This is a genomic window from Finegoldia magna ATCC 29328 (genome assembly GCF_000010185.1).
Taxonomy (GTDB): domain Bacteria; phylum Bacillota; class Clostridia; order Tissierellales; family Peptoniphilaceae; genus Finegoldia; species Finegoldia magna_H.
In genome coordinates this window covers 362,843-385,190 of sequence record NC_010376.1, presented here as the reverse complement: position 1 = coordinate 385,190, position 22,348 = coordinate 362,843, and the positions used below count along the sequence as shown (strand labels likewise).

Here is a 22,348-nt window from a genome sequence, read left to right as displayed (position 1 = left end):
GTGACGTACTTTATAAATTATGTGTCACAAACTATTCTTTGCTATTTAATGCTTTATTGATGGTTTCTTGAATAAGAGGACCACAGCATTTACCCAAAGGATTCTTAATTTCGCACTTTCCATTTTTCATTGCCCCTGTAAGTCTAATAATATCTTTAATATTCTTTGCACCATCATCTAAAACAGCATTTATAATTTGTTGCTCTGTAACTTGGTTGCAATAGCATATATATTTGGGATTTGCATTCTTTTTAAACCATATAGGAACTTTTACTTCTTCCTTATAAAAAACTCTTTCATTGTTTAAGTTATAATACACGACATCACAATCTTCATTCATACATAAATAGTAAGTTTCTTCATCTACAACCTTTCCCCTAAGGTTTTCTGATACCATATGCTTTACAGTTATATTCTTAACCTTTTCTCCTATTTCGTAACATTTGGGGCAATTTTCTTTTTCTTTCACTGTACCAGTGGTTTTTTGTATTGAATCTCAGCAAGATTGATTTATCTTATTTTCTTGACTCACTTTATTTCCTCCTTCCTAAATAAATATTATTTCTATAGTTAATCAAGATATCTAATACCTCTTTCAATGTATCTACAATATATTCTCCCTGTCGGTATCTCCTTTTCTCTACTATAACTCGAACTTGGTCCTTAGATTCAACCACATCTATTATTCTTTTAGGATATTGAACCCATTTCCCTATCTCCTGATATTCTTGATTCATAATAATAAATGTTGGTGTAATAACTTTTTCATTAGGCATAAACTTACTGTAACTATCTGTATCTATTACTTTAAGTTTTATATTTTCATTATTTTTTTCTAACCAATGAACTACAGGAATATTAATTATAGAATCAATACACCAGTTTTCTCCAATCGCAAGTATATTAAATTTGCTTGTTATACTACTAACCTTTTCTAAATATCTCTCTAAATTTAAATAATTTCTTATCGCATTATTAGCATAATTCTTATATCTATCCTGAGCAGTATCGTAAAATTGTTGAAAAGTAACTCCAGAGTTAAATATTTGCTTGTATTTCAAATTGTCACTTCCTCCTAAAAAAGTAAGTTACTCCATATAATTTACTTACTATTTATCTAATTAAATTTTACCCTTTGCTCTACTAAGATATTCAACTAGAACATAATTATACTGATGCGTAACTAACTATCACCTTAAATATGATTGTATTAGATAATTATCAACTATTCAAGAGATAATGTCCTTACCTCTCATGCACTGCTCACAGCAATTAGACCCTAATTACTCTAAGCAATGTACGAAATATATTTAGTTAAAGTTCCTGAAACCGTTGATTTATTAGCACAAACTGCACCCATCACTATTATGACACGTTCCTCACATGTCAGATCATATACCTTTTTAATGCTTGTTTTGCCGTCCATTACAAGCTTTGCCAATAATTTGGACACTGTTTGTGGAGTGAAGAATTCTCCCCCTGATTTTCCTGCATTACTTGCATAATTGGATATCAAGTATTCGTATGCATCTCCTATGACGTCTCCATTTGTTTTTGCAAAGTTAAGTGTGCCAGGGTCAGCATTATTTTGGAAATTATTTCATTTTGCCTTTGGGGGGCTGGCCTAATTTTTTTTGAATAAAGGTATATGTCTTCGAATAAGTTTTCGTAGGCTGGGTCTGATTGTTCCAGGTCACGAAAGCCTTGTTGCAAATTTTCTAGTGAAATCTTTTATTTTTATTTCCTTGACTAGGGCGCCAAAGTTTTTGGTAGAGCTCTTGTGTCTTGATCATTGTATACCTCCGTCTTTATTTTTTTCTTATGTATAAGACTTCCCTTAATTCAACCACATAACTTTACTAAATATGCTATTACAAACCATTTTAATACATTATGCAAAAAGGTTTATTAAAAGAATCCTTTGTCTTTTCCTAAATTAAAGACTATAATTATACTAACATGATTTATTTGATTATAACACAACTGAAATCCAGTTCTAAATATTTTTTAAGAGGTTTTTATGAAAAAATTTTTTTACGAGCTAAAATTAATCTACAACAAATACAAGCTTTTGGATGAGATGAAGTCGGATTTTAATATTTTTTTCCAACTTTTAAATCCCTATGATGAGGTTAACCTCCACTCCAAACTTATTTATTCGATTTTAAACGATTGCAAGTTTAAAAAAGAATTTATGCTGAGCTTTTTAAAGATCACAGGCATAATATCATCTGATAATATAAATCCCAGTGATCTTAAAATTATAGATGTTGAGAGAGAAAAATCTTTTTCAAATGGACGATTGGACTTATTTATTTCTTGCAAGATCAAGGATAAAAATTATGTAATCATTATTGAAAACAAAATTTTTGCTCGTGACCAATATGAGCAAATGGACAGGTATATAGAATTCGCTAACAATCGCCAGGCCGATATCAAAAAAGTTTTTTACTTGACTCTTCTTGGCAATGCTCCATCTGAAGATAGTGCAAGCAACTTAGACCAGATAAATTTGATTTCCTATGACGATGAAATTTTAACCTGGATTGAAAATTGTATTAAAATTTCTGCCCGAGAGCCAGCCCTTAAGGAAGTGCTTATTCAGTATGCAGACTTGTTAGAAAAAATAACTGGAAAGGATGTAGATTATACTATGGATGTTATGAACTTTTTATTGGAATCTCCTGAAAATTTTAATATGGCAAACAGCATACAGCCTGCTATCATCGATGCCAAGACAGACCTACAAATGAGGTTTTGGACCAAACTTGAAGAATCACTAGATGAAATGTTTAAAAATTTCCCCGACCTAAATTATAGAAAAACCGACCGAGACGAAGATTTGGGTTCTCTTAATCCTTGGTACTCAAAAACAATTATAAAAAATTACTACAACAACATGAGAAATTCCTCATGTTATGGAGTTATGTATTACTTATACAATAAGGATGACCTGGGCGATTTGTGCTTTAAGATTGAGTATAATAAATACGATTCCTTGTTTTATGGTCTCACTTTTCAAGCACCAGGAGTAAATAAGGATAAATTAAAATCAGCTATTGAACTTAAAAAGAAACTTGAGTCCTATGATTATAAATCATCAACTGGGTGGTTTACTTGGAAATATCTTAAGGTCAACGAAAAATATTTTAACTTTATGAACATGGACCCTGACATTGTCTATATCCTAATGAATAACGATGAACTTAACGATCTAATTAAAAAAATTACAAAAGAAGTTGAAACTTTTATTCATATAATTTTAGATTAATCTTGTCTTATTTTTAATTTGTATAAACAAGCTGATAATAAAATAAATTTTTATTCTGAAAGGAGCTATTATGAGCAAATTAAACAAATCCTATTTTCAAACTCTCAAGGGCAAGAATGTTGTCTTCAAAGAGGTAAAGTTTGGCGAGGATATTTCCGTCCAAATCGTTAAAAATTTCCCTGACTTCAAGGTGCAAGTTTTAAAGAGCAGGTCTTTTATAAAGGATACGATTAAGGTGAAATTCGTTGAACATTTCCCTGATGTAAAAATCCAAGTTGTCGATAATTTTGGCGACTTCTCAATCTACATTTAATAATTTTCCAAGCAAAAAGCGGTGGTTCAGCCACCGCTTTTTTATTTGCTTTTTATTTTTTTCCTTATCCACGGAAGGATTCTATTTACTTTTTCTACAGTATTCGATGTATTCTTTGCCGAATTTTTCGCGCAACCATTTTTCTTCTGTCGCTGTCATTAGTTTGTAGCATTCAAAGGAGACGCCCAAATTTTTCTGTGAAGTTCCGCTCTTTGTGCTGATTCGTTATTCTCATTTGATACTACTGACATTTTCATCTCTCCCATTAATCTATTTTATGAAATTCTTATTTTAAATTTTTACGTAATATTTCAACTTAATTATATCACATACTAATTTGACTATTTTATATTTTATCGCTAATTTTTCTCAAGAAAAAACCAATACATTTTCAAAATGTATTGGCTTAAATTTTATTTATTTTTTCTTTTTTTCACCAGTGTACAATTTATTGCATAAGAATGGCGAAACGAATGATGAAATTATTACGCCGAATGTTACAATGGCTGCTGCTCTTGGTGCATAAACTGTTAATGAAGGATCATTTGCTGCCATTATCATTGGAATACTTGCTGACAATCCTGCAATTGTTGACAATCCACCAGCGGATACTCCGTCTCTCTTCAAAACTTTTCTTTCTACAAATAGCATTGGTAAGAATATCAAGATGTAATAAATTACTGCCATTATTACTCCCGAGAATCCTGCTTTGACAGCTTCGAATAGATTGATGCTGTTACCAACTGACCAACCAAGTGCGAATATCATAAATGGCATTCCTGTTGATATGAATTTGCCCAAATCTTTGTCAAGATTTCCTATTGCAACTCCCAATACTAATGGAATTATCAACGAAACTATTGACATGTAATCTACATTTGTTGGTTGGGAAATTCCGAAAATAAGCATCGCTATGGCAGGAGTTGCAAATAGCGATATGAATCCGAATGCTGACATGTCAACTTCATCTCCACAATCTTCCATTATTGCCAAGAAAAGCGAAGGATTTAATGATGTGATTGTACAAATAAATCCTATCAAACTTATTCCCAAGATTCCTTTCATTCCGAAAAATTTGAAAAACAATATTGTAAATAATGCGGCTACTGCTGTTCTTACGATTATTAACAGCCCGTAAATTTTAACTACGCTTTTAATTGTGCTTAATTTTACTGTACAACCTGATATAAATATCGTAGCTCCCAATATAAATCCCAAACTCGATGGGCCGAAGAACGATTCTGTTACTCCACCGATTTTGAAAAGATTTGGAAAAAATGTATTAATCAATGCCGATATCATCATCGGCACTAATAATGTTCCACCAGGAATTTTTTTAATTATTTTCATTTTAAAATCCCCCGTTTATTTTTCGTTTAAATATTTCAATGCAACAGCTCCCATAGCTTTTGCTGCGATAATCATTGAATCTTCATTGATTGTGAATTTTGGATGGTGATGTGGATATGCTTTGCCATCTGGTTTCGCACCAATGTAGAAGAAACTTGCTGGAATTTTTTGTGAATAATATGAAAAGTCTTCTGATTGTGCTTGTGGGCCGCAATCTTCAACTCCAACAACTTCAGGAATTTTGGCTTCTTTTACAGCATCAACTACAAGTTGTGTCATTTCATCGTCATTCATCAAAACTGGATAATCATTCTTGTAATCCAATTCGATTTCACAACTATATGCCTTTGCCAATCCTTCACAAATATTTCTAACTTCTTTTTCTATAAGCACTCTTGCATCATCGGACATGCATCTAACATCTCCTTCAAGAGTTACAGAGTCTTTGATGATATTAAATTGACCTTTACCATCAAATGAACCAATAGTTACAACGCCTGGTGTCATTGGGTTTAATCTTCTAGAAACAATTGTTTGAAGACTCATAACCAAATTACTTGCAATAACAATAGCATCATTTGCTTCGTGAGGAGCAGCGCCGTGTCCACCAGTACCTTTTACAGTGGCAACGAATTTTGCACGAGCTTGTTGTGTAGGACCCTTGTGGTAATAAACTTTTCCAAAATCCAATTGACTCATAACGTGACAGCCAAATATATTATCAACTCCATCCAAAACGCCATCTTTAATCATAAAACTTGATCCTCCTGGTGGCATTTCTTCTGCTGGTTGGTGAATGATTACAATTTTACCAGAAAAATCGTCTTTCATTTCAACTAAACAATCTGCCAATGTCATCATGTATGCAGTGTGTGCATCGTGACCACAAGCATGCATTACGCCCTTGTTTTTAGAAGCGTAGTCAAGACCAGTATCTTCTGTAATTGGAAGCGCATCAAAGTCTGCTCTCAAAGCTACAGTCTTTCCTGGTTTACCAGAATCAATCGTAACCTTTACTCCATATCCTCCAATATTTTTTTCAACCTTAACATTTTTATTGTTTTCGTAGTGCTTGTAAATATACTCGCTAGTTTCCTTTTCTTCATAAGATAGCTCTGGATGTTCGTGAAGCCATCTTCTGTCATTAAACATATCGTCCTTCTTTGAATCAATCAAAGAAAATAATTTTTCATAATTCATTAATAATTCCCCTTTCATAGTAGTATATATACCCTTTTTGGAAGAAAAGTTATCCATTTTTAGAATATAAATTTTAAAAACAAAATAAGTAAAAAAACCAAGCATCTCTACTTGGTCTCTGTTTGTTCACAAAATATTTTATTATATCACACTACCATCGATTTTAATTTCTTATTAAAAACATAAGCACAAATTGTGCAAATCACAAGAAGTAGTGGTGCGATTCTGACAAATCCCCATTCGAAACTTTGCAATATAAATTTCATTACTGCTGTGTTGGAATCTGTCGTGTCCCATTGCAAATAGCTGCTTTTCATAAAAAGCAAGGCTAAGAATACTACCACAATTAATGCATCAATTACGATAAATATATTTCTGTAAACCTTGATTTTCTTTTGTTTGTTTTCGAAAAATTGCATATTAATTTCTTCGAGTTTCTCCGATATTTTATCTAATTCTGATTGTTCTGTTTCTTCTACATTTTCACCTAATAGTACGCTTACAGATGTTTGTAATATTTCCGATAACTTTATCAAAGAATCCGAATCAGGAACGGACAATCCTCTCTCCCATTTTGAAACTGTCTGTCTGACAACGTGCATTTCATTTGCTAATTGTTCTTGTGACAATCCATTTTGTTTTCTTAGTGATTTAATATTTTCATTCAACATTTTCATCCCTTCTTTCTATGCCACAATGATACAATAATTCCTTCCGTTGCCACAAGAAACTAAAATTAACATCGCAAAACCCTACAATTTTCACAATTATAATACCTATCATTTACATTGTACTACAATTTTGATTTAAATTTTTACAACAAAAGGATAAGCACCAAACTTATCCTTTGCCGTTAAATTTTTTTGTAACAATTTATTACCAAAAAACTCTTATCTCATTAACTTTTATTTTCTTGAGAAAGAATTGTGTTTGTAGAATTGTTTTTTTAATATTTCTGCTGTCAATGCGTAAATCAAAGATATTGCTAACATTGATAATAATGCTTGAACTGGCAATGCTATCAATCCAAGGTATGTGTTTATTGGACTGTAAATTATCGCAATCAAGAAAACCGCAACCAAAATTATTGCGACCATAAGTTTTTTGCTAGGCTTGCTTTTAATTACCGGCCTTTTTGTTCTGACTATTAGCATTACTACCATGGCTGAGATTACTGATTCCAACATCCATCCTGTTTGGAAGAATTGTTCATTGGCTTTGAACAATAATAACAATACAACAAATGTTATATAGTCAAACACTGACGATGTTATTCCAAATATTATCATGAATCTTTTTATAAATTTCATATCCCATGTTACAGGGCTTTGCAACCAATCTTCATCTACAGAGTCTGATGCGATTTGTAGCGATGGAAAATCTGTAAATAGATTTGTTAGTAGAATTTGTTTTGGTAATAATGGTAAGAATTTCAAGAACAAGCTCGCTCCAGCCATTGAAAACATATTTCCAAAATTTGCGCTTGTGGCTACAAATATGTATTTCAAGGTGTTGATGAATGTTCTTCTACCTTCTTTTATTCCCGATACCAAAACTTTCAAGCTGTTTTCCAATAAAACAATTGATGCCGCATCTTTTGCTGTGTCTGCTGCTGTATCGACAGATATTCCGACGTCTGCTTGTTTTATCGCGGGTGCATCATTTATCCCGTCTCCCATATATCCTACGATTTCTCCAGCTTGTTTATATGCTAAAATTATTTTTTCTTTTTGGTTCGGACTGATTTCTGCAAAAATATCTATGTCCATGATTTTTTTGTTCAATTGACTCAATGAATACGAGTTCAAATCTTCGCCGAGTAGAATTTTATCGGGATTTAATCCCACTTTGCTTCCAATATTTTTGGCTATCAAATGATTATCTCCCGTTATCATTTTTAATGAAACTCCCAATGAGTTCATTTGCTCAATCACATCTTTTATATCGTCTTTTAATGGATCGATGAATAATAGAAGTCCTCTAAATATCATATCTTCAGCTTTCTGCTTGCTTGCATCTGTTGTCTGATCGATGTGATTATACGCTAATCCCAAAATTCTGTATCCTTGGCTCGAATACTTCTCGAACAAATCCATTATTTCAGATTTGATTTCTTCGATATTTCCCGAATTTCCACTATCATCTTGATATGTTGAACAAACATTGATTACACTGGTCAATGCTCCTTTTGTAATCATGATGTTTTCATCTGACAAATCATTATTTGTGTTTACAATTACGCTCAATAATTTGTTTTCAAAAGAATATGGAATTTCGAAAAGTTTCTCGTATTTTGTAAAATCATTCTTATTTTCATCTAAAATCGCTTGATCAATCGGATTCGTGTATCCTTCTTGAAAATATGAATTGATGGCTGCTAGTTTGACTAATGTTTCAGATTTCTTTCCAGTATTATCCATCGCAGATTCAAGTTTGACTTGGCCTTTTGTTATGGTTCCTGTTTTATCTGAGCACATTACTGTCATCGAGCCGAAGTTTTCTATGGAGTTTAATTTTTTTACAATAACTCCTTGCGCTGACATTCTTTTTGCACCTTGTGATAAGTTTACGCTGATAATAGCTGGTAGCATTTGTGGTGTCAATCCTACAGACAATGCCAATGCAAACATAAATGATTCCAAGAAAGGCTTGTTGAGAATAATGTTGAACAAAAATATCAAGCCGATTAAAATTGTTGTAACTTGAAGAATCAAATTACCAAAATCTTTGATACCTCTTTCAAAATCTGTGTCGGTTTCTGTTTCATCCAAAGACTCCGTAATTTTTCCAAATTCTGAATCTTTTGCCAAATTCACAATTACAGCTTTTCCCGATCCACTAATTACATGTGTTCCCATCCACAACGAATTTTTCCTTTGTGAAAGTGCTGTTTTTTCTTCTAATTTCTCCTCATTTTTTTCAACAGGGAAAGTCTCTCCTGTTAAGCTGGATTCATCCATGGAGAGCGAATTTTCTTCAATAAGCAAACAATCTGCAGGAATCATGTCTCCTGTCTTGACAGATATGATATCTCCAATCGTTAGCTTAGAATTATCCAATTCTTGAAATTTTCCATCTCTTAGCACTGCTGATGTGACACTTACTGTTGACAAAAGTTTTTTTACTGCATCATTCGCTTTACTTTCGTGATTGTAGCTCAATATTGCAGATATCATGATAATTATTAGAATGATAATCCCATCAGAGTAATCTTTCAAAAATATCGACAAAATCGCCGCAAAAATCAATATCATTGTTATTGGATTTTTGAATTGATTGATAAAAACCATTAATTTCGAGGATGATTTTTTCTCTTCGAATAAATTTTGCCCCAATTTTTCTATTCTTTCATTTGCCTGTTCAGTTGACAGACCATTTTTCGAAGTTTCTATAGTTTTAAGTACTTCATCTACATCGTATGACCAAAATTTTTCCATATCTCCCTCCTCACATCACAAGTATATTCTCAATCGTGTTTAATTTCAATATATTATATTGATTATTTTCAAATAAAAATACCAGAGAAATAAATCTCTGGTATTAAAAATATTTCATTTTGTATTCTTAAAATTTTTAAATTATAAACGCGCCTTTTTTGTCGATATCAAGCTGCATAACTTCATAAGAATTGGATAATTTGTTCAGTTTATTTCTAATTTCTGATTCTGATGTAGTGTCATCTGATTTTAAAATTATCATAATCGTTGAGCCTGCTCCACTCAAATAATGTCCGATTGCATCAGAGTTTTCGATAATTTCGTCGATTTTCTCTATTTCAGGAATTAGTTGTAATCTGTAAGGCTCGTGAATTTTATCTTCAAGTGCGATTTTCAGATTATCCTCATTTCCAGAAATTAATGACAATACTAGCATCGAAACTCTCGAAATATTGAACACCGCATCGTTTTTTGTATAATTTTCCGGCAGTACTTCTCTTGCTTTTTGTGTTGAAAGCTCAAAATCTGAAATTATCGCTAGGAATTTAAATTTGTCTGATATTTCAAATTTTTCCACAAAAACTTCATCGTCTTTTAATATTGACGCAACTGCATCTGCGAAAATCGCTGGTGCGACGTTGTCGGGATGGCCTTCGATTTGAGTTGCTATTTTCAATATTTCTTTTTCGTCAGGATTTTTTCCCATGACTGAAAATGCCGCCATTATTCCCATTACGATACAAGCTGCAGACGATCCGAGTCCTCGTGACATTGGAATATTAGTATCGAGGTCAAATTCCACAGGAACTATTTTTTCTCCGTAAAAATCAAATGTATACTTGTATGATTTATATATCAAATTAGATTCTACATTTTTTTCAAATGTATTTTCATCATCTGTCAACTTAAATTCACATGTGTTTGCCAAATCCAGCGCAACCCCAAGTGCATCAAACCCAGGGCCAATGTTTGCAGACGTTGCGGGAACGGAAATTCTCTTGCCTCGCTTTGCAAATTTTAATACTTCATCTTCTATTTTATCTTTTGTAATTTTTGTTTTATGAATTATCTTCTTGGAATGTAATTTTTTGATTTCAGTAGGAATTTTCGCTCCAGTTTTCTCGTATAGAAGATCAATATTTTCAAATTCATCTGACGAGATATTTTCTCCCAATGCACTCAAAACCGTGGAAGAGAATTTGTACGGGCTTGCAGTCGACAATATAACTGTTTTATCGAGGCCAAGTTTGTCTGTAATATTTTTTGCAACCGCAGTGTGAGTGTCTATCAAATACCCTTCGTCTTCGAAAACTTCCTTGATAGTATTTCTCGTTTCATTTTCAGTTGCATATCCACATTTAAACTCATGGAAATCTCCTTCAAATGTGAAAATTTTCGACTCATTCAATTCTGTCATCTTTTGTTTTACGATTTCATCTGATGATTTGTGGTAAATCAATCTTTCAAGATTTGATGAAACCAAAATATCCATCGAAGGAGAGATTGTCTTGACCAAATCTCTGTTTGCATCGTAAGTTCCAGTCGTGAAAAAATCTGTCAACACGTTGTTGTCATTGGATGCGATGACGAGTTTTTCAATTGGAAGCCCCATTTCTTTTGCGTAGTATCCAGCCAAGATATCTCCAAAATTTCCTGTAGGTACACAGAATGATATTTTGTCTCCGGCAGAAATTTTTTTGTTATTTACCAAATCTTGGTATGCGTAGAAGTAGTAGACGATTTGCGGCAACAATCTTCCAATATTAATGGAGTTTGCTGATGACAAACAAATATTTTGATTTTTCAATTCTTCTTTTATATCTTTGTCGTTAAAAATCTTCTTGGCCGCCGTTTGTGCATCATCAAAATTCCCATCAATCGATATTACTTTTGAGTTGAGCGATGATGTCGTATCCATTTGTGCTTTTTGGATACAGCTTACTCCTTCTGTCGGATACAAAACCAAGATGTCGATATTTTCTGTGTTGTAAAATCCTTCGAGAGCAGCTTTTCCTGTATCTCCAGATGTCGCCGTCAATATCAACGTCTTTTCATTTATTCCCAAAGATTTTTTCGCATAAATCATAAGATTTGGAAGCAAACAAAGTGCGAAATCTTTGAATGCAGATGTTCTTCCATGGTAAAGCTCCAAATAATAATCTTTATGATAAGCTACTTTGCAGATGTCTTGCTCGAAGCTTGCGTATGATTTTTCGATTATTTCTAGTAATTCGTCGCTAACAAAATCTGTCAGATAAAGAGATAGGATTGCGTGACAAAGTTGTGTATACGAAAGATCCAAGTGATCTAGTATATCAAATTTTGGAAAAGATTCTGGCACGTAAAGCCCGCCATCTTCTGATATTCCTTTGAGAATTGCTTCACGTGATGAAACTTTTAAATTAGAATTTCTTGTCGATAAATATCTCATTTTTCTTCCTCAATTTCCGATATGAATACTTGGTCAAATTTTTCGATTGCTGATGTCAATTCATCCAAGCTAACTTTTTTCGTAACTATCATATGATTTTCACCTGATGTTTTTTCCCTATCTATTATATTTTTCAAACCATCTGTAACTTCAGTTGTTCTGATGTAGAATTTGTGTTTAATATTATTTTCAACTTCAAATGAATTTGTCGCATCGTAGAAAGTTTTTATTTCTCTTTTTGCAAGAATTCTCAATAGATCTCTCATAATCGCATCGGCTGTTTCAAGTTTGCCCGCTCCTGGTCCTTTAAATTCGTATGAATTGAAGTTTTCTCCCCACACTTTGATTGCATTTGTTCCTTCGAATGTTTTCGCAAAGAAATCATCAGCTACAAATGTAGGAATCACCGAAATATTTATATTATTAGCTTCTAATGCGCATTTTGCGAGAAGTCTGATGGAATATCCCAAGTTTTTTGCAAATTCAAAATCAGTTTTTGTCACATTTGAAATTCCAAATGTAAAAATATCTTCTTCATTTATCTTAGAATTATAAATAAGCGAGGAGACGATTCTGATTTTTCTCATAGCATCCAATCCACCGACATCCGCAGTTGGATCAGCCTCAGCGTATCCCAAATCTTGTGCTTTTTTCAAAACTTCATCGTAAGATAATCCTTCAGTTTCCATTTTGGACAAAATATAATTGGAAGTTCCATTCAAAATCCCATATATTTTATTCATGTCGCTGAAAAATATTTCTTCCATGATAGGATGAATTACAGGAATTGCACCAGCAACTGAAGCTTCGTATGAAAAATACACATCGTTTTTCACAGCAAGCTCATTTAACTCTTCAAAATATTTGGAAACAACAGCCTTGTTTGCCGTCACTATATTTTTACCAGCATTCATCAACGCCACAATTCTTTCGTGAGTTTCTTCAAGGCTCGATGTAACATCAATGACTGTGTCCACATCAGAATTTAAAACCTCATCAAAATCATCAGTAAATACGAGGTCTTTTTGGTGTGGAAATCTTTGTTTATCTGTATTTTTTATCAAAATTTTGTCTATTTGTATGTCGAAGTTATTTTTTATTAGGGATTTTCTTTTTTTGTATAGAATTTCTTCTACACCGCATCCTACAGTTCCAAACCCCATTATTGCGATTTTCACATTAACCCTCCAAAACTTTTAGTGCGATTTGTACGGCATTTGTTGCAGCACCTTTTCTGATATTATCAGCACAACACCATAAATTAAGCCCGTTATCCACAGTAAAATCGCGTCTGATTCTTCCAACAAAAACCTCGTTTTTACCAGCTGATGTGATAGCCATTGGATAGATTTCATTTTCGATATCATCTTGAAGATCCATTCCTGGATAATCTGCGATAATTTTCTTCACATCTTCAATTTCGAATGGTTTTTCAGTTTCAACGTTAATTGAAACGCTGTGCGAAGTTTTTACAGGAACTCGAACGGTCGTAGCAGTCACGCGGATATCATCGTGAAGAATTTTCTTAGTTTCATCAATCATTTTCATTTCTTCCTTCGTATATCCGTTGTCCATGAAAACATCGATTTGTGGAATACAATTGTTTCTGATTGGATATTTGTATGCAAGTTGTGTTCCTTCCTCCAAATCAGAAATCCCCTTCACACCAGATCCTGATACTGATTGATAAGTCGAATAAATCACTCTTTTGATCTTGTACTTATCGTGAATTGGTTTTAATGGAAGAACTGATTGAATTGTAGAACAGTTAGGATTTGCAATTATTCCCTTATTCGTTTTAATATCTTCCGGATTTATTTCTGGAACTACCAATGGAACATCTGGATTCATTCTGAAATGTGAGCTGTTGTCAATAACTGTGACACCTGCTTTTGCTGCGATTGGTGCGTATTTTTCACTTACAGATCCTCCTGCTGAAAATAGCGCAATTTTAATATCCTTACCTTCAAACGAATTTTCGTTTAATTCTTCGACAGTGTATTTTTTGCCACAGTATTCAACTTCAGATCCAGCTGATTTTTTCGAACTGAATAAGTATAATTTATCGATTGGAAAATTTTTCTCACTCAAAACTTTTAACATCATACTTCCAACAAGTCCAGTTGCACCTACAACCGCTACATTAACCTTCATTTAGTCCTCCTTGTAAAATTCTTTATATATAGAACGAATTGCCTTTTCAAAATCTTTTGTTTCAACGCCAATAATAATATTGATTTCGCTGGAACCTTGGCTGATCATCTTGATATTTACGCCTTCTTTTGCAAGAGCTGTAAAAGTACTCGACGATACTCCTTTTTCATTAATCATACCTCGACCAACCACTGCGATTAGCGAGATATCTCTTTCCCAAGAAATCTTATCTACATCCAAATAAATTTTCAATTCCTCAAGAACCTTATTTAATTTCGGTGTGATGGATGAATCAGAAACCAAAACAGAAACAGAATCAATACTCGATGGCATGTGTTCAATCAAAATATCGTTGGATTCAAAAACCGTCGTCAATTTTCTGAAAAAATCCTTCTCCGTATTCATATTCACTTTTTCAAGATTTATAACAGTGAAATCTTTCTTTCCAGAAATTCCAGTCACAATATTTTTGTTTTTCACATCGCACTTCGACAAAATCAACGTTCCTGCTTCATCTGGAGCATTTGTATTTTTGATATTTATAGGAATGTTCTTGTCTCTAAGTGGAAATATCGCCTCTTCGTGCAAAACTTTTGCACCCATATATGAAAGCTCACGAAGTTCATGATACGTAATTGTCCCCATCGGTTTAGGATTTTTAACAATTCTTGGATCTGCAACCAAAAATCCTGACACGTCAGTGAAATTTTCATACATCTCACAGTCCAAGCTCGCCGCAATGACTGATCCTGTAACATCAGAACCCCCGCGAGAAAAAGTGTGTACATTATTATATTCGTCAACGCCGTAAAATCCCGGCACCACAGCTCTGTCGTGTTTCGTCAAAATATTTTTGATATTTTCATGTGATTTTACAATATCCAACTCGCCATCATCGAATACAATCAAATCCTTCGCATCCACGAAATCATAATCCAAATACGCCGCAAGCACTTTTGCACTCATAAACTCACCACGACTCACAACAAAATCATAACTTGCGCCATTTGTAATTTCTTTTTTTACATCAGAAAGAATTTTATCAATGTCAATATTCAAAACAAGATCATCGACAATATTTTTGTAAATATTCTCAATGATCTCGAAAACCTCATTAAAATTCAAATCATGCGCACTCAATTCGTGACACATCGCCAATAAATCTGTCACCTTGTGCTTATTATTCACGCCTTTTCCAGGCGCAGAAACAACGATGAACTTGCGTGCATCATCATTCATGATAATATCCTTAACTTTTTTCAATTGATTAGCATCAGCCAGTGAACTGCCACCAAATTTTACAACTTTCATGATTTCCCCTTCTTGTTAGATCTATTAAATAATAATTGTATATCTACGTGAGAATTTTTTCTCGTAAATTTATCAGAACAAAGTAAATAACCCAAAAATTATATAAGTAATTTTTAAAATTATATAATTAAATCGTAATATTGTCAAATTTATAAACTAGAGTAAAAAAACAAGACCCTAGTTTTGCTAGAGTCTTGTGATGTTGTTCTTGATTACTCTCACTCTTCTTTTTCAAATTTCCAATGTATCCCAAACCAATCAAAATACTATATTCTATTTTTTTTAAAACATTGTCTCATTTTTCTTTAATATTGACACAAGTTCAGAATCATTGTCTTTCAATAGTAATTTTTCGCGTTTATATAAAGATATTTATTTTTTGCTTATATTAAATGCATTAGGCTGAACGTAAATATTTAATCATGTAAATGTCGACCGAAAATTGATCCAGAGTTATTATCGAAAAGTGGTCAACTAATAGTATACTAATTGACCACTTTTTTAATTTATTCTTGAACGCATTTAAAATTAAATGGATTCAGATGTATTTTCCTATAGGCTTACATGCTCTTCCATGTTGTTTTTTATTCTTTTAAAACTATCCAAATGAATTTCGTGAGTAAAATTTTCTATTAAAATTTCATAGCTATCATCAAAAAATTTTTTTATGCTTTTTTTAGCACTTATATCTGCCATTGTGTATATGATAAAAATTCCTTGTAAAATCTCTTTGGTAACCAATGGATCACCTGCTGAATAGGAAATTATCTGGCTGAAACCAAGATATAGTTCATCCTCCACAGAATAACTTTGATAAATTATTTTTACATCTTCGTCCTCTTTCATGATTATAAAATGATTGCCTGCAGATAATAGTTTACCTAGCAATGATGACATTTTATTTATACACATTATTGCAGTATTTGGATCATTTGTGCCAGGGCTTAGGGCCATATTCGCGATTTCGGTTAAGTTCACAATTCCACGGTGATAATCTTCTTCTCTATTATTGTAAGCATTTATTAGAAACAATGGACTTAATTTTTCTATTAATTCTTTTTTATCATTATCATCTAACTCGCATTGGAATATATTTAATTCCCCTACGCTTTCTCCTTTGGTTGTGTATTCACCAATTCTCTTGTTTATAACAAGTTCTGCTTTTATGCCATTAAGATCTTTAAAAATCTCATCTGCTTTTATTTCAAATAAATAACCTGAACTCTCAGCTACAATTGATAACTTTGTAGATTCGTCGCTTTCTTCATAATGCTTAGCTTTTTCTCTTAGTTCTACCTCTTTATCAATAAGTTTCTCGCAATCATTAAAAATATTTTCTATAATATTTGATACTTTTAGATTATCAAGAACCTGTCTTGAGAAAGCGATAAAACTTAGCATCGCAATTATGGAATAAGCAATTCCAAGACTTCCAGCTACAACATGTTGGTCTGGAGCAATATCTTGCAATAATAGGATACTGATTACTGAATAGAAAAAACCACTGACAAATATACCATATAAACCAAGAACTCCGGTCCTATCTATAAAACTCTGAAGCAACCTAGGTGATATGCTACTGCTATATTTATTAAGTACAGTGACAATAATTGTAAAACAAAAAGTACTTATAGTTAAAAATATTCCAGATATATTAGAAAGAAAATCTACCGAAACTTCAACCGATAACAATAGTTGTTTGGGAATATAAGATTTAAATGAAATATATTGATGATCAAAAATCCAGGTAACTAAAAGAAGCGACACTGTTAAAATTAAAAATCTTGACATCCTTAAAAAATTCTTATGATTAAAAAACCACAATTTAATTTTGGATAACATACTCAATCCTCCTGTTTAAATATTGTAATTATGAAACTATATTATCATATACTTGGTATTTATCCAATATAAAATAGTATATTAATCTTTTTGTAATTGAAAATCCTTGGTGATTTTCTTGCTTATTTCCCCAATCTATCTTCAATCAATCTATAAAAGAAGCTACTTAAGTACGCAGCAATGAGGTTTATTCGAAACAATCCTAGTTCGCCATTTAGAACGCTACAACAATTTGCGGAAATAAATGGATGGATTAGACGCCGATGAGGAGCCTCGCAGCCGAGTCGTACAATTAGTACGTCGAGGTTGTGAGGCGACAAATCAAGTTTAATACGCTATTTAGATCGCAAATTTATTCCCATTCTTCTTTTCCAAATGTACGATATATCCCAAACCGTTAAAGATATAGGATTTTATTTTTTCTAATGCCACTAAATCCACCTAATTATAGGACGTTTTCAAATTTTTAGTCCCGTCCCAGTCCCAGTACCGGAATTAAATGTAATTTCAGAAATATAAATCTTGAGCAGCATCATAATATGACGTATTTATTGAAAAACTATATTTACATAGTCCTTTTGATGAATTTAACCTATCCTTTGTAACTTAACGATAAAAGACATGGTGTTTAACAAATTTAATTTTTTCAAATGAATATAAGAATAGAGCTTGTATGATTCATTTTTTACAAGCTCTATTTACAAAAGTTTAAATTATATTAGAATGACTCTATAAGTTCTAATTTATTAAAAGGAGTCATGACTACATCTATGGTATCTCCATCTTTATCAAAAAATTCAACTTCACAATTCTTTTCATCATAAAGTAAAACAATTGTTCCTTCTGTTCCCTTACTTATTTCTTTGTAATCCTCTTTCAATCTTACAACATCTAATTCTTTCATTATAAATTTTTAACTCTCTTAGTGTCTCGGTCATAAACCCTTAAACAAATTATTTAAAATAGCCCTCTAAACCTCTAGATTTCACTCGTTCAATCGCCTTCATATCCTCTTCCGTTAGTTTTGTTTCATTTTCATTATTTATATCTAAAGTCCAGGAATCAAATATTTCCATAATTCTATCAGAAACTCTGATATCTCTTTCCCTTATTTGATCTAGCTTCCAGTCATTTGAATGAATTTGTGAAAATTCTTGAACCATAACTATTTTGGATTTTTTGTACAGAGCTTTTTTCTTTTCAAAATATCCATTACTAGCAACTATATTTAGCCTTTTTTCAAAAGGTATTTTATTTCCAAGATGTTCAATAATCTCATTTACCTCTTCTTCTGATGAATTTGGAAAATAAGAGTCCTGCCATTTTCTAGGCAAAATGTGCTCGATTTCCCATTTTTCTGGTAAAAGTTCATCTTGTGAGTCTTCATCATAAGCTAATAATTTTAATAACATCCTAACTACGTTTCTATGAGGATTCTTTAATTCTTCTGTAATAATATTTTGGTCAACTGCTTTAAATTCAAATTTAGGTTCATCACTATTAATAATTTCTGAATTTAAATTCAAAATATTTTGCTTAACTGCATTAACTGTTGGAGTGACAATATATCTACTACATAAATTGACAAATAATTTTCTTAGGAATAAAAGAAATTTATCTTCAAAGCTATCTGAATCTTTATAGCGTAGGTAATAAGTAATTACAGGATATTTCCAAAATTCATTAGGATAAGACGTAAGAATATCTAATACTTTTAAAATTTCAAAATTGCAAGACCAATTTTCACCCTCTATTTCTTCTTTATTATTAACTACTGACCAAAAATTTAATATCGCACTTAAATCATCCATTAATTCTGAATCATATAGCCTTAAGAAATTATTACTTGAATAATATTTTCTGAGGCCTGGGGTTGTTGTCTTCCTATCGTTACCTTTTGCACGCAGATAAAACATGTAATAATAAAATAATTTTTGAATACTTTCGTCAGCATATTCCGCACCAGCACTAACTTCTTGCCACTTTTGAATGAAAATATCTCTAGCTTCAGGCTCTTTAATGTTATTATAGATTTTTGCCTTAAAAATGTCTGCATCCGATAAAGGTAATCCTCTATCATTAAGTGTTGAAAAGATTGTAAGAGCAGTATCTTGACTATCGGCTTTGATAGGAAGAACAATTGCTTTATTTAGAATATTATTTATCATATGATAGAAAGTTAAAGGCTCATCTTTAGCATACTCATCTATAAGATTTTGACATAATAAATAATTTTTCGAGTAATTATCCCTAGCATTTTTATCTGCAACTCCAGTTCTTAGTAAATTATGTAATATCCCGTTATACTCTGATTCAAAAACTCTAGACTCTAATAAAGTCTTACTTTTGTCTGCTTCGCCACTTAATTCATCAGTTTCCCATAAAGCTGGCTCAATCTGGCTGATGAAATTTTTTCTCTCCTTAGTATCATCCATTTTTTCAATTTTTGTATATATAGCTCTTAGTAACAAACATAGAGTCGTAATTCTTTGTTGACCGTCAATTATTTCTTGTTCCTTTTCATCATTCGTATAAGACACAATTGTTCCAAGAAAATATGGAGAATCAATTCTCTCTTGAGTATATTCAACTAGATCATCAAATAAGGTTTGAACCTCTTCTTCTCCCCATGCATAAGGTCTCTGATACTCAGGTATTACAAACCTGTGTTTTTTTCCAGCATCTAAAAATTCTTTTACACTTTTCTTATTAATTTCTATTGATGTTGACATATAACCTCCATAAATTACATTTCGTGTTATAAAACAAAATGTTTTTTCACTTGCCAAAATTATACTTTCTTAACCTAAATATATTTAAAAAAACTTTTTCATTTGTTTATATTATATCATATCATCAACTGTTTTAAATTATTAAAAATTTAGCTAGGAAAAATAATTTAAATAACATAGATAAGAATGTGCTATAATAACTAAATAGATAAACTTACAGAAATTAGAAGTAGTTATGTTAAAAACTAGTGGATTACTATTTAGACTCAATTCTGATGGATCAGCCGAGATTGGGTACGAAGATTATGATGTAGAATTTTTTGATTGAGAGACTATGAGGTCATGTATTATTTAGGCGAAAATAATTTTGAATTATTGCTAGATTCTCTTGGTAAATCAAAAAAAAGATAAAATAAAAAATCATTTAATTAAAGAGTTTGATAAAAATTTTGACTCAAACAAATTCGAAGATTTTGTAATGAGAAAAATATAAAATTTAAAAGAAATATTCATATTGGATAAAAACAAAGACCGCAGCTTGAAACTACGGTCTAATTTTTTGTCCAAATGTAAACCACTTGGAACTATTATTCAATTTATTAATTTTTATAAATGTTCCCATTTTAATCCCGCAGCACTGTCTAATTTGTGGAAATAAATGGATGGATTAGACGCCGATGAGGAGCCTCGCAGCCGAGTCGTACAATTAGTACGTCGAGGTTGTGAGGCAACGAATCAAGTTTAATACGCCATTTTTACCAAAAATTTATTCCCATTCAATTGTTGCTGGTGGTTTGCTTGTGATATCATAGACTATTCTATTGATGTGGTCTACTTCGTTAATTATTCTTACTGAAGTTTTATCTAATACTTCGTATGGGATTCTTGCCCAATCTGCTGTCATGAAGTCTGTTGTTGTTACGGCTCTTAGTGCTAATGTGTAGTCGTAAGTTCTGAAATCTCCCATTACTCCGACTGTTCTGTTATTAGTGATTACTGCGAAGTATTGGTTGATGTCTTTGTCGATTCCTGCTTTTGCAACTTCGTCTCTGAATATGAAGTCTGCTTCACGCAACACTTCTAATTTTTCTTCTGTTATTTCCCCCATTACTCTTATTCCAAGTCCTGGTCCTGGGAATGGTTGACGATATACCAAATATTCTGGCATTTCTAATTCTAATCCCAATCTTCTGACTTCGTCTTTGAATAAATCGCGAAGTGGTTCGATTAAATCTTTGAAATCAACTACATCAGGAAGTCCACCAACGTTGTGGTGAGATTTGATAACTGATGCATCGCCTTGTCCAGATTCTATTACGTCTGGATAGATTGTTCCTTGTGCTAAGAAATCCACAGATCCGATTTTTTTCGCTTCATCTTCAAATACTCTGATGAATTCTTCTCCGATGATTTTTCTCTTTTGTTCTGGATCTGATACGCCTTTTAATTTATTTAAGAATCTGTCTTTTGCATTTACTCTTACGAAGTTTAATTCGTCATTTTTGAATGCAGCTTCAACTTCGTCGCCTTCATTTTTTCTCATCAAACCATGGTCAACGAATACGCATGTCAAGTTTTTGCCGATTGCTCTGGATAAAAGTGCTGCACACACAGAACTGTCTACCCCACCAGATAATGCCAACAAAACTTTTTTGTCGCCGACAGTTTTTCTGATTTTTTGGATTTGTTCTTCCAAGAAATTTTCCATTGTCCAATCTCCGTCTGCTTTACAGATTTCATAAAGGAAGTTTTTGATTAATGTTTTACCTTCAACTGTGTGGTTAACTTCTGGGTGATATTGTACAGCGAATATCTTCTTGTCTTCGTTTGCAATTGCTGCTACAGGACAAGAATCCGTTGTTTGGATAATATCAAATCCTTCTGGTTTTTCTGATACGAAATCAGTGTGGCTCATCCACACGATACTTTCGTCACTCATTCCTTTTAATATAGAGCTTTGATTTGAGATTTTGGCGTTTGTTTTACCAAATTCACGATTTTTTGCTTTTTCAACAACTCCACCAAAATCTTTGGAGATAAGTTGCATTCCGTAGCACATTCCCAAAATAGGAATATTTAATTCAAAAATTTCTTTTTCGATTTGTGGAGAATTTTCTTCATAAACGCTGTTTGGTCCGCCTGTGAAGATTATCCCGATTGGTTGTTTTTCTTTGATAACATCCAATGCTTTTTTGTAAGGAACAACTTCGCAGTACACGTTCAAATCTCTGACACGACGAGCGATTAGTTGATTATATTGTCCTCCAAAATCTACTACAATAACTAATTGATGTTTCATTTCTACTC

General features: G+C 32.4%; 17 protein-coding genes. 2 read left to right on the top strand and 15 right to left on the bottom strand.

Features of this window, described 5'->3' with window-relative positions; all coding sequences use genetic code 11:
- Positions 1-31: 31 nt before the first annotated feature.
- The 3 genes from FMG_RS01765 to FMG_RS01755 form a co-directional block, all read right to left on the bottom strand.
- Positions 32-490, bottom strand: coding sequence for a Csac_0668 family 2Fe-2S cluster-binding (seleno)protein (locus FMG_RS01765; RefSeq protein ID WP_035109274.1), 459 nt, complete (start codon positions 488-490; stop codon positions 32-34).
- Between the two features lie 43 nt (positions 491-533).
- The gene (locus FMG_RS01760; RefSeq protein WP_002841437.1) at positions 534-1,061 is read right to left on the bottom strand and encodes a thioredoxin family protein; all 528 of its coding nucleotides are present in this window, start codon (positions 1,059-1,061) and stop codon (positions 534-536) included.
- A gap of 227 nt (positions 1,062-1,288) precedes the next feature.
- Positions 1,289-1,537: an N-6 DNA methylase gene (locus FMG_RS01755; protein ID WP_227930532.1), complete on the bottom strand. Its 249-nt coding sequence runs from the start codon at positions 1,535-1,537 to the stop codon at positions 1,289-1,291.
- A 483-nt stretch (positions 1,538-2,020) separates the two neighbouring features.
- On the opposite strand from FMG_RS01755, the gene FMG_RS01750 reads away from it, so the two are divergent.
- Both FMG_RS01750 and FMG_RS01745 read left to right on the top strand, forming a co-directional pair.
- On the top strand, positions 2,021-3,271 hold the full coding sequence (locus FMG_RS01750; protein WP_012290334.1) for a PD-(D/E)XK nuclease family protein: 1,251 nt from the start codon (positions 2,021-2,023) through the stop codon (positions 3,269-3,271).
- A 70-nt stretch (positions 3,272-3,341) separates the two neighbouring features.
- Positions 3,342-3,584, top strand: a complete 243-nt coding sequence (locus tag FMG_RS01745) for a hypothetical protein (RefSeq protein ID WP_012290333.1) — start codon at positions 3,342-3,344, stop codon at positions 3,582-3,584.
- A gap of 417 nt (positions 3,585-4,001) precedes the next feature.
- Here FMG_RS01745 and FMG_RS01740 read toward each other — a convergent pair whose 3' ends face one another.
- The 12 genes from FMG_RS01740 to guaA form a co-directional block, all read right to left on the bottom strand.
- A complete protein-coding gene (locus FMG_RS01740) occupies positions 4,002-4,934 on the bottom strand; it encodes a 2-keto-3-deoxygluconate permease (RefSeq protein WP_012290332.1) in 933 nt (310 codons plus the stop codon).
- 15 nt (positions 4,935-4,949) lie between these two features.
- Entirely contained in the window at positions 4,950-6,134 is a 1,185-nt protein-coding gene (locus FMG_RS01735) for an amidohydrolase (RefSeq protein WP_041250580.1), read from the bottom strand.
- 146 nt (positions 6,135-6,280) lie between these two features.
- Complete coding sequence (locus FMG_RS01730) at positions 6,281-6,805, bottom strand: helix-turn-helix domain-containing protein (protein WP_041250579.1); 525 nt, start codon at positions 6,803-6,805, stop codon at positions 6,281-6,283.
- 234 nt (positions 6,806-7,039) lie between these two features.
- Positions 7,040-9,571 (bottom strand): magnesium-translocating P-type ATPase, encoded by a 2,532-nt coding sequence (gene mgtA / locus FMG_RS01725; RefSeq protein WP_012290329.1) that lies wholly within the window; start codon positions 9,569-9,571, stop codon positions 7,040-7,042.
- Positions 9,572-9,707: 136 nt separating this feature from the next.
- On the bottom strand, positions 9,708-12,002 hold the full coding sequence (gene thrB / locus FMG_RS01720; protein ID WP_012290328.1) for a homoserine kinase: 2,295 nt from the start codon (positions 12,000-12,002) through the stop codon (positions 9,708-9,710).
- Complete coding sequence (locus tag FMG_RS01715; RefSeq protein ID WP_012290327.1) at positions 11,999-13,180, bottom strand: homoserine dehydrogenase; 1,182 nt, start codon at positions 13,178-13,180, stop codon at positions 11,999-12,001. The genes thrB and FMG_RS01715 overlap by 4 nt, the downstream gene beginning before the upstream one ends.
- A 1-nt stretch (position 13,181) precedes the next feature.
- On the bottom strand, positions 13,182-14,156 hold the full coding sequence (locus FMG_RS01710; protein ID WP_012290326.1) for an aspartate-semialdehyde dehydrogenase: 975 nt from the start codon (positions 14,154-14,156) through the stop codon (positions 13,182-13,184).
- A complete protein-coding gene (locus FMG_RS01705) occupies positions 14,157-15,467 on the bottom strand; it encodes an aspartate kinase (protein ID WP_012290325.1) in 1,311 nt (436 codons plus the stop codon).
- A gap of 552 nt (positions 15,468-16,019) precedes the next feature.
- Positions 16,020-17,309, bottom strand: coding sequence for a DUF2254 domain-containing protein (locus tag FMG_RS01700; protein ID WP_012290324.1), 1,290 nt, complete (start codon positions 17,307-17,309; stop codon positions 16,020-16,022).
- A gap of 718 nt (positions 17,310-18,027) precedes the next feature.
- Entirely contained in the window at positions 18,028-18,213 is a 186-nt protein-coding gene (locus FMG_RS01695; RefSeq protein ID WP_041250578.1) for a DUF4926 domain-containing protein, read from the bottom strand.
- Positions 18,214-18,262: 49 nt separating this feature from the next.
- Complete coding sequence (locus tag FMG_RS01690; protein ID WP_041250577.1) at positions 18,263-20,041, bottom strand: DUF262 domain-containing protein; 1,779 nt, start codon at positions 20,039-20,041, stop codon at positions 18,263-18,265.
- Positions 20,042-20,807: 766 nt separating this feature from the next.
- A complete protein-coding gene (gene guaA / locus FMG_RS01685; protein WP_012290322.1) occupies positions 20,808-22,340 on the bottom strand; it encodes a glutamine-hydrolyzing GMP synthase in 1,533 nt (510 codons plus the stop codon).
- Between the last annotated feature and the right edge of the window lie 8 nt (positions 22,341-22,348).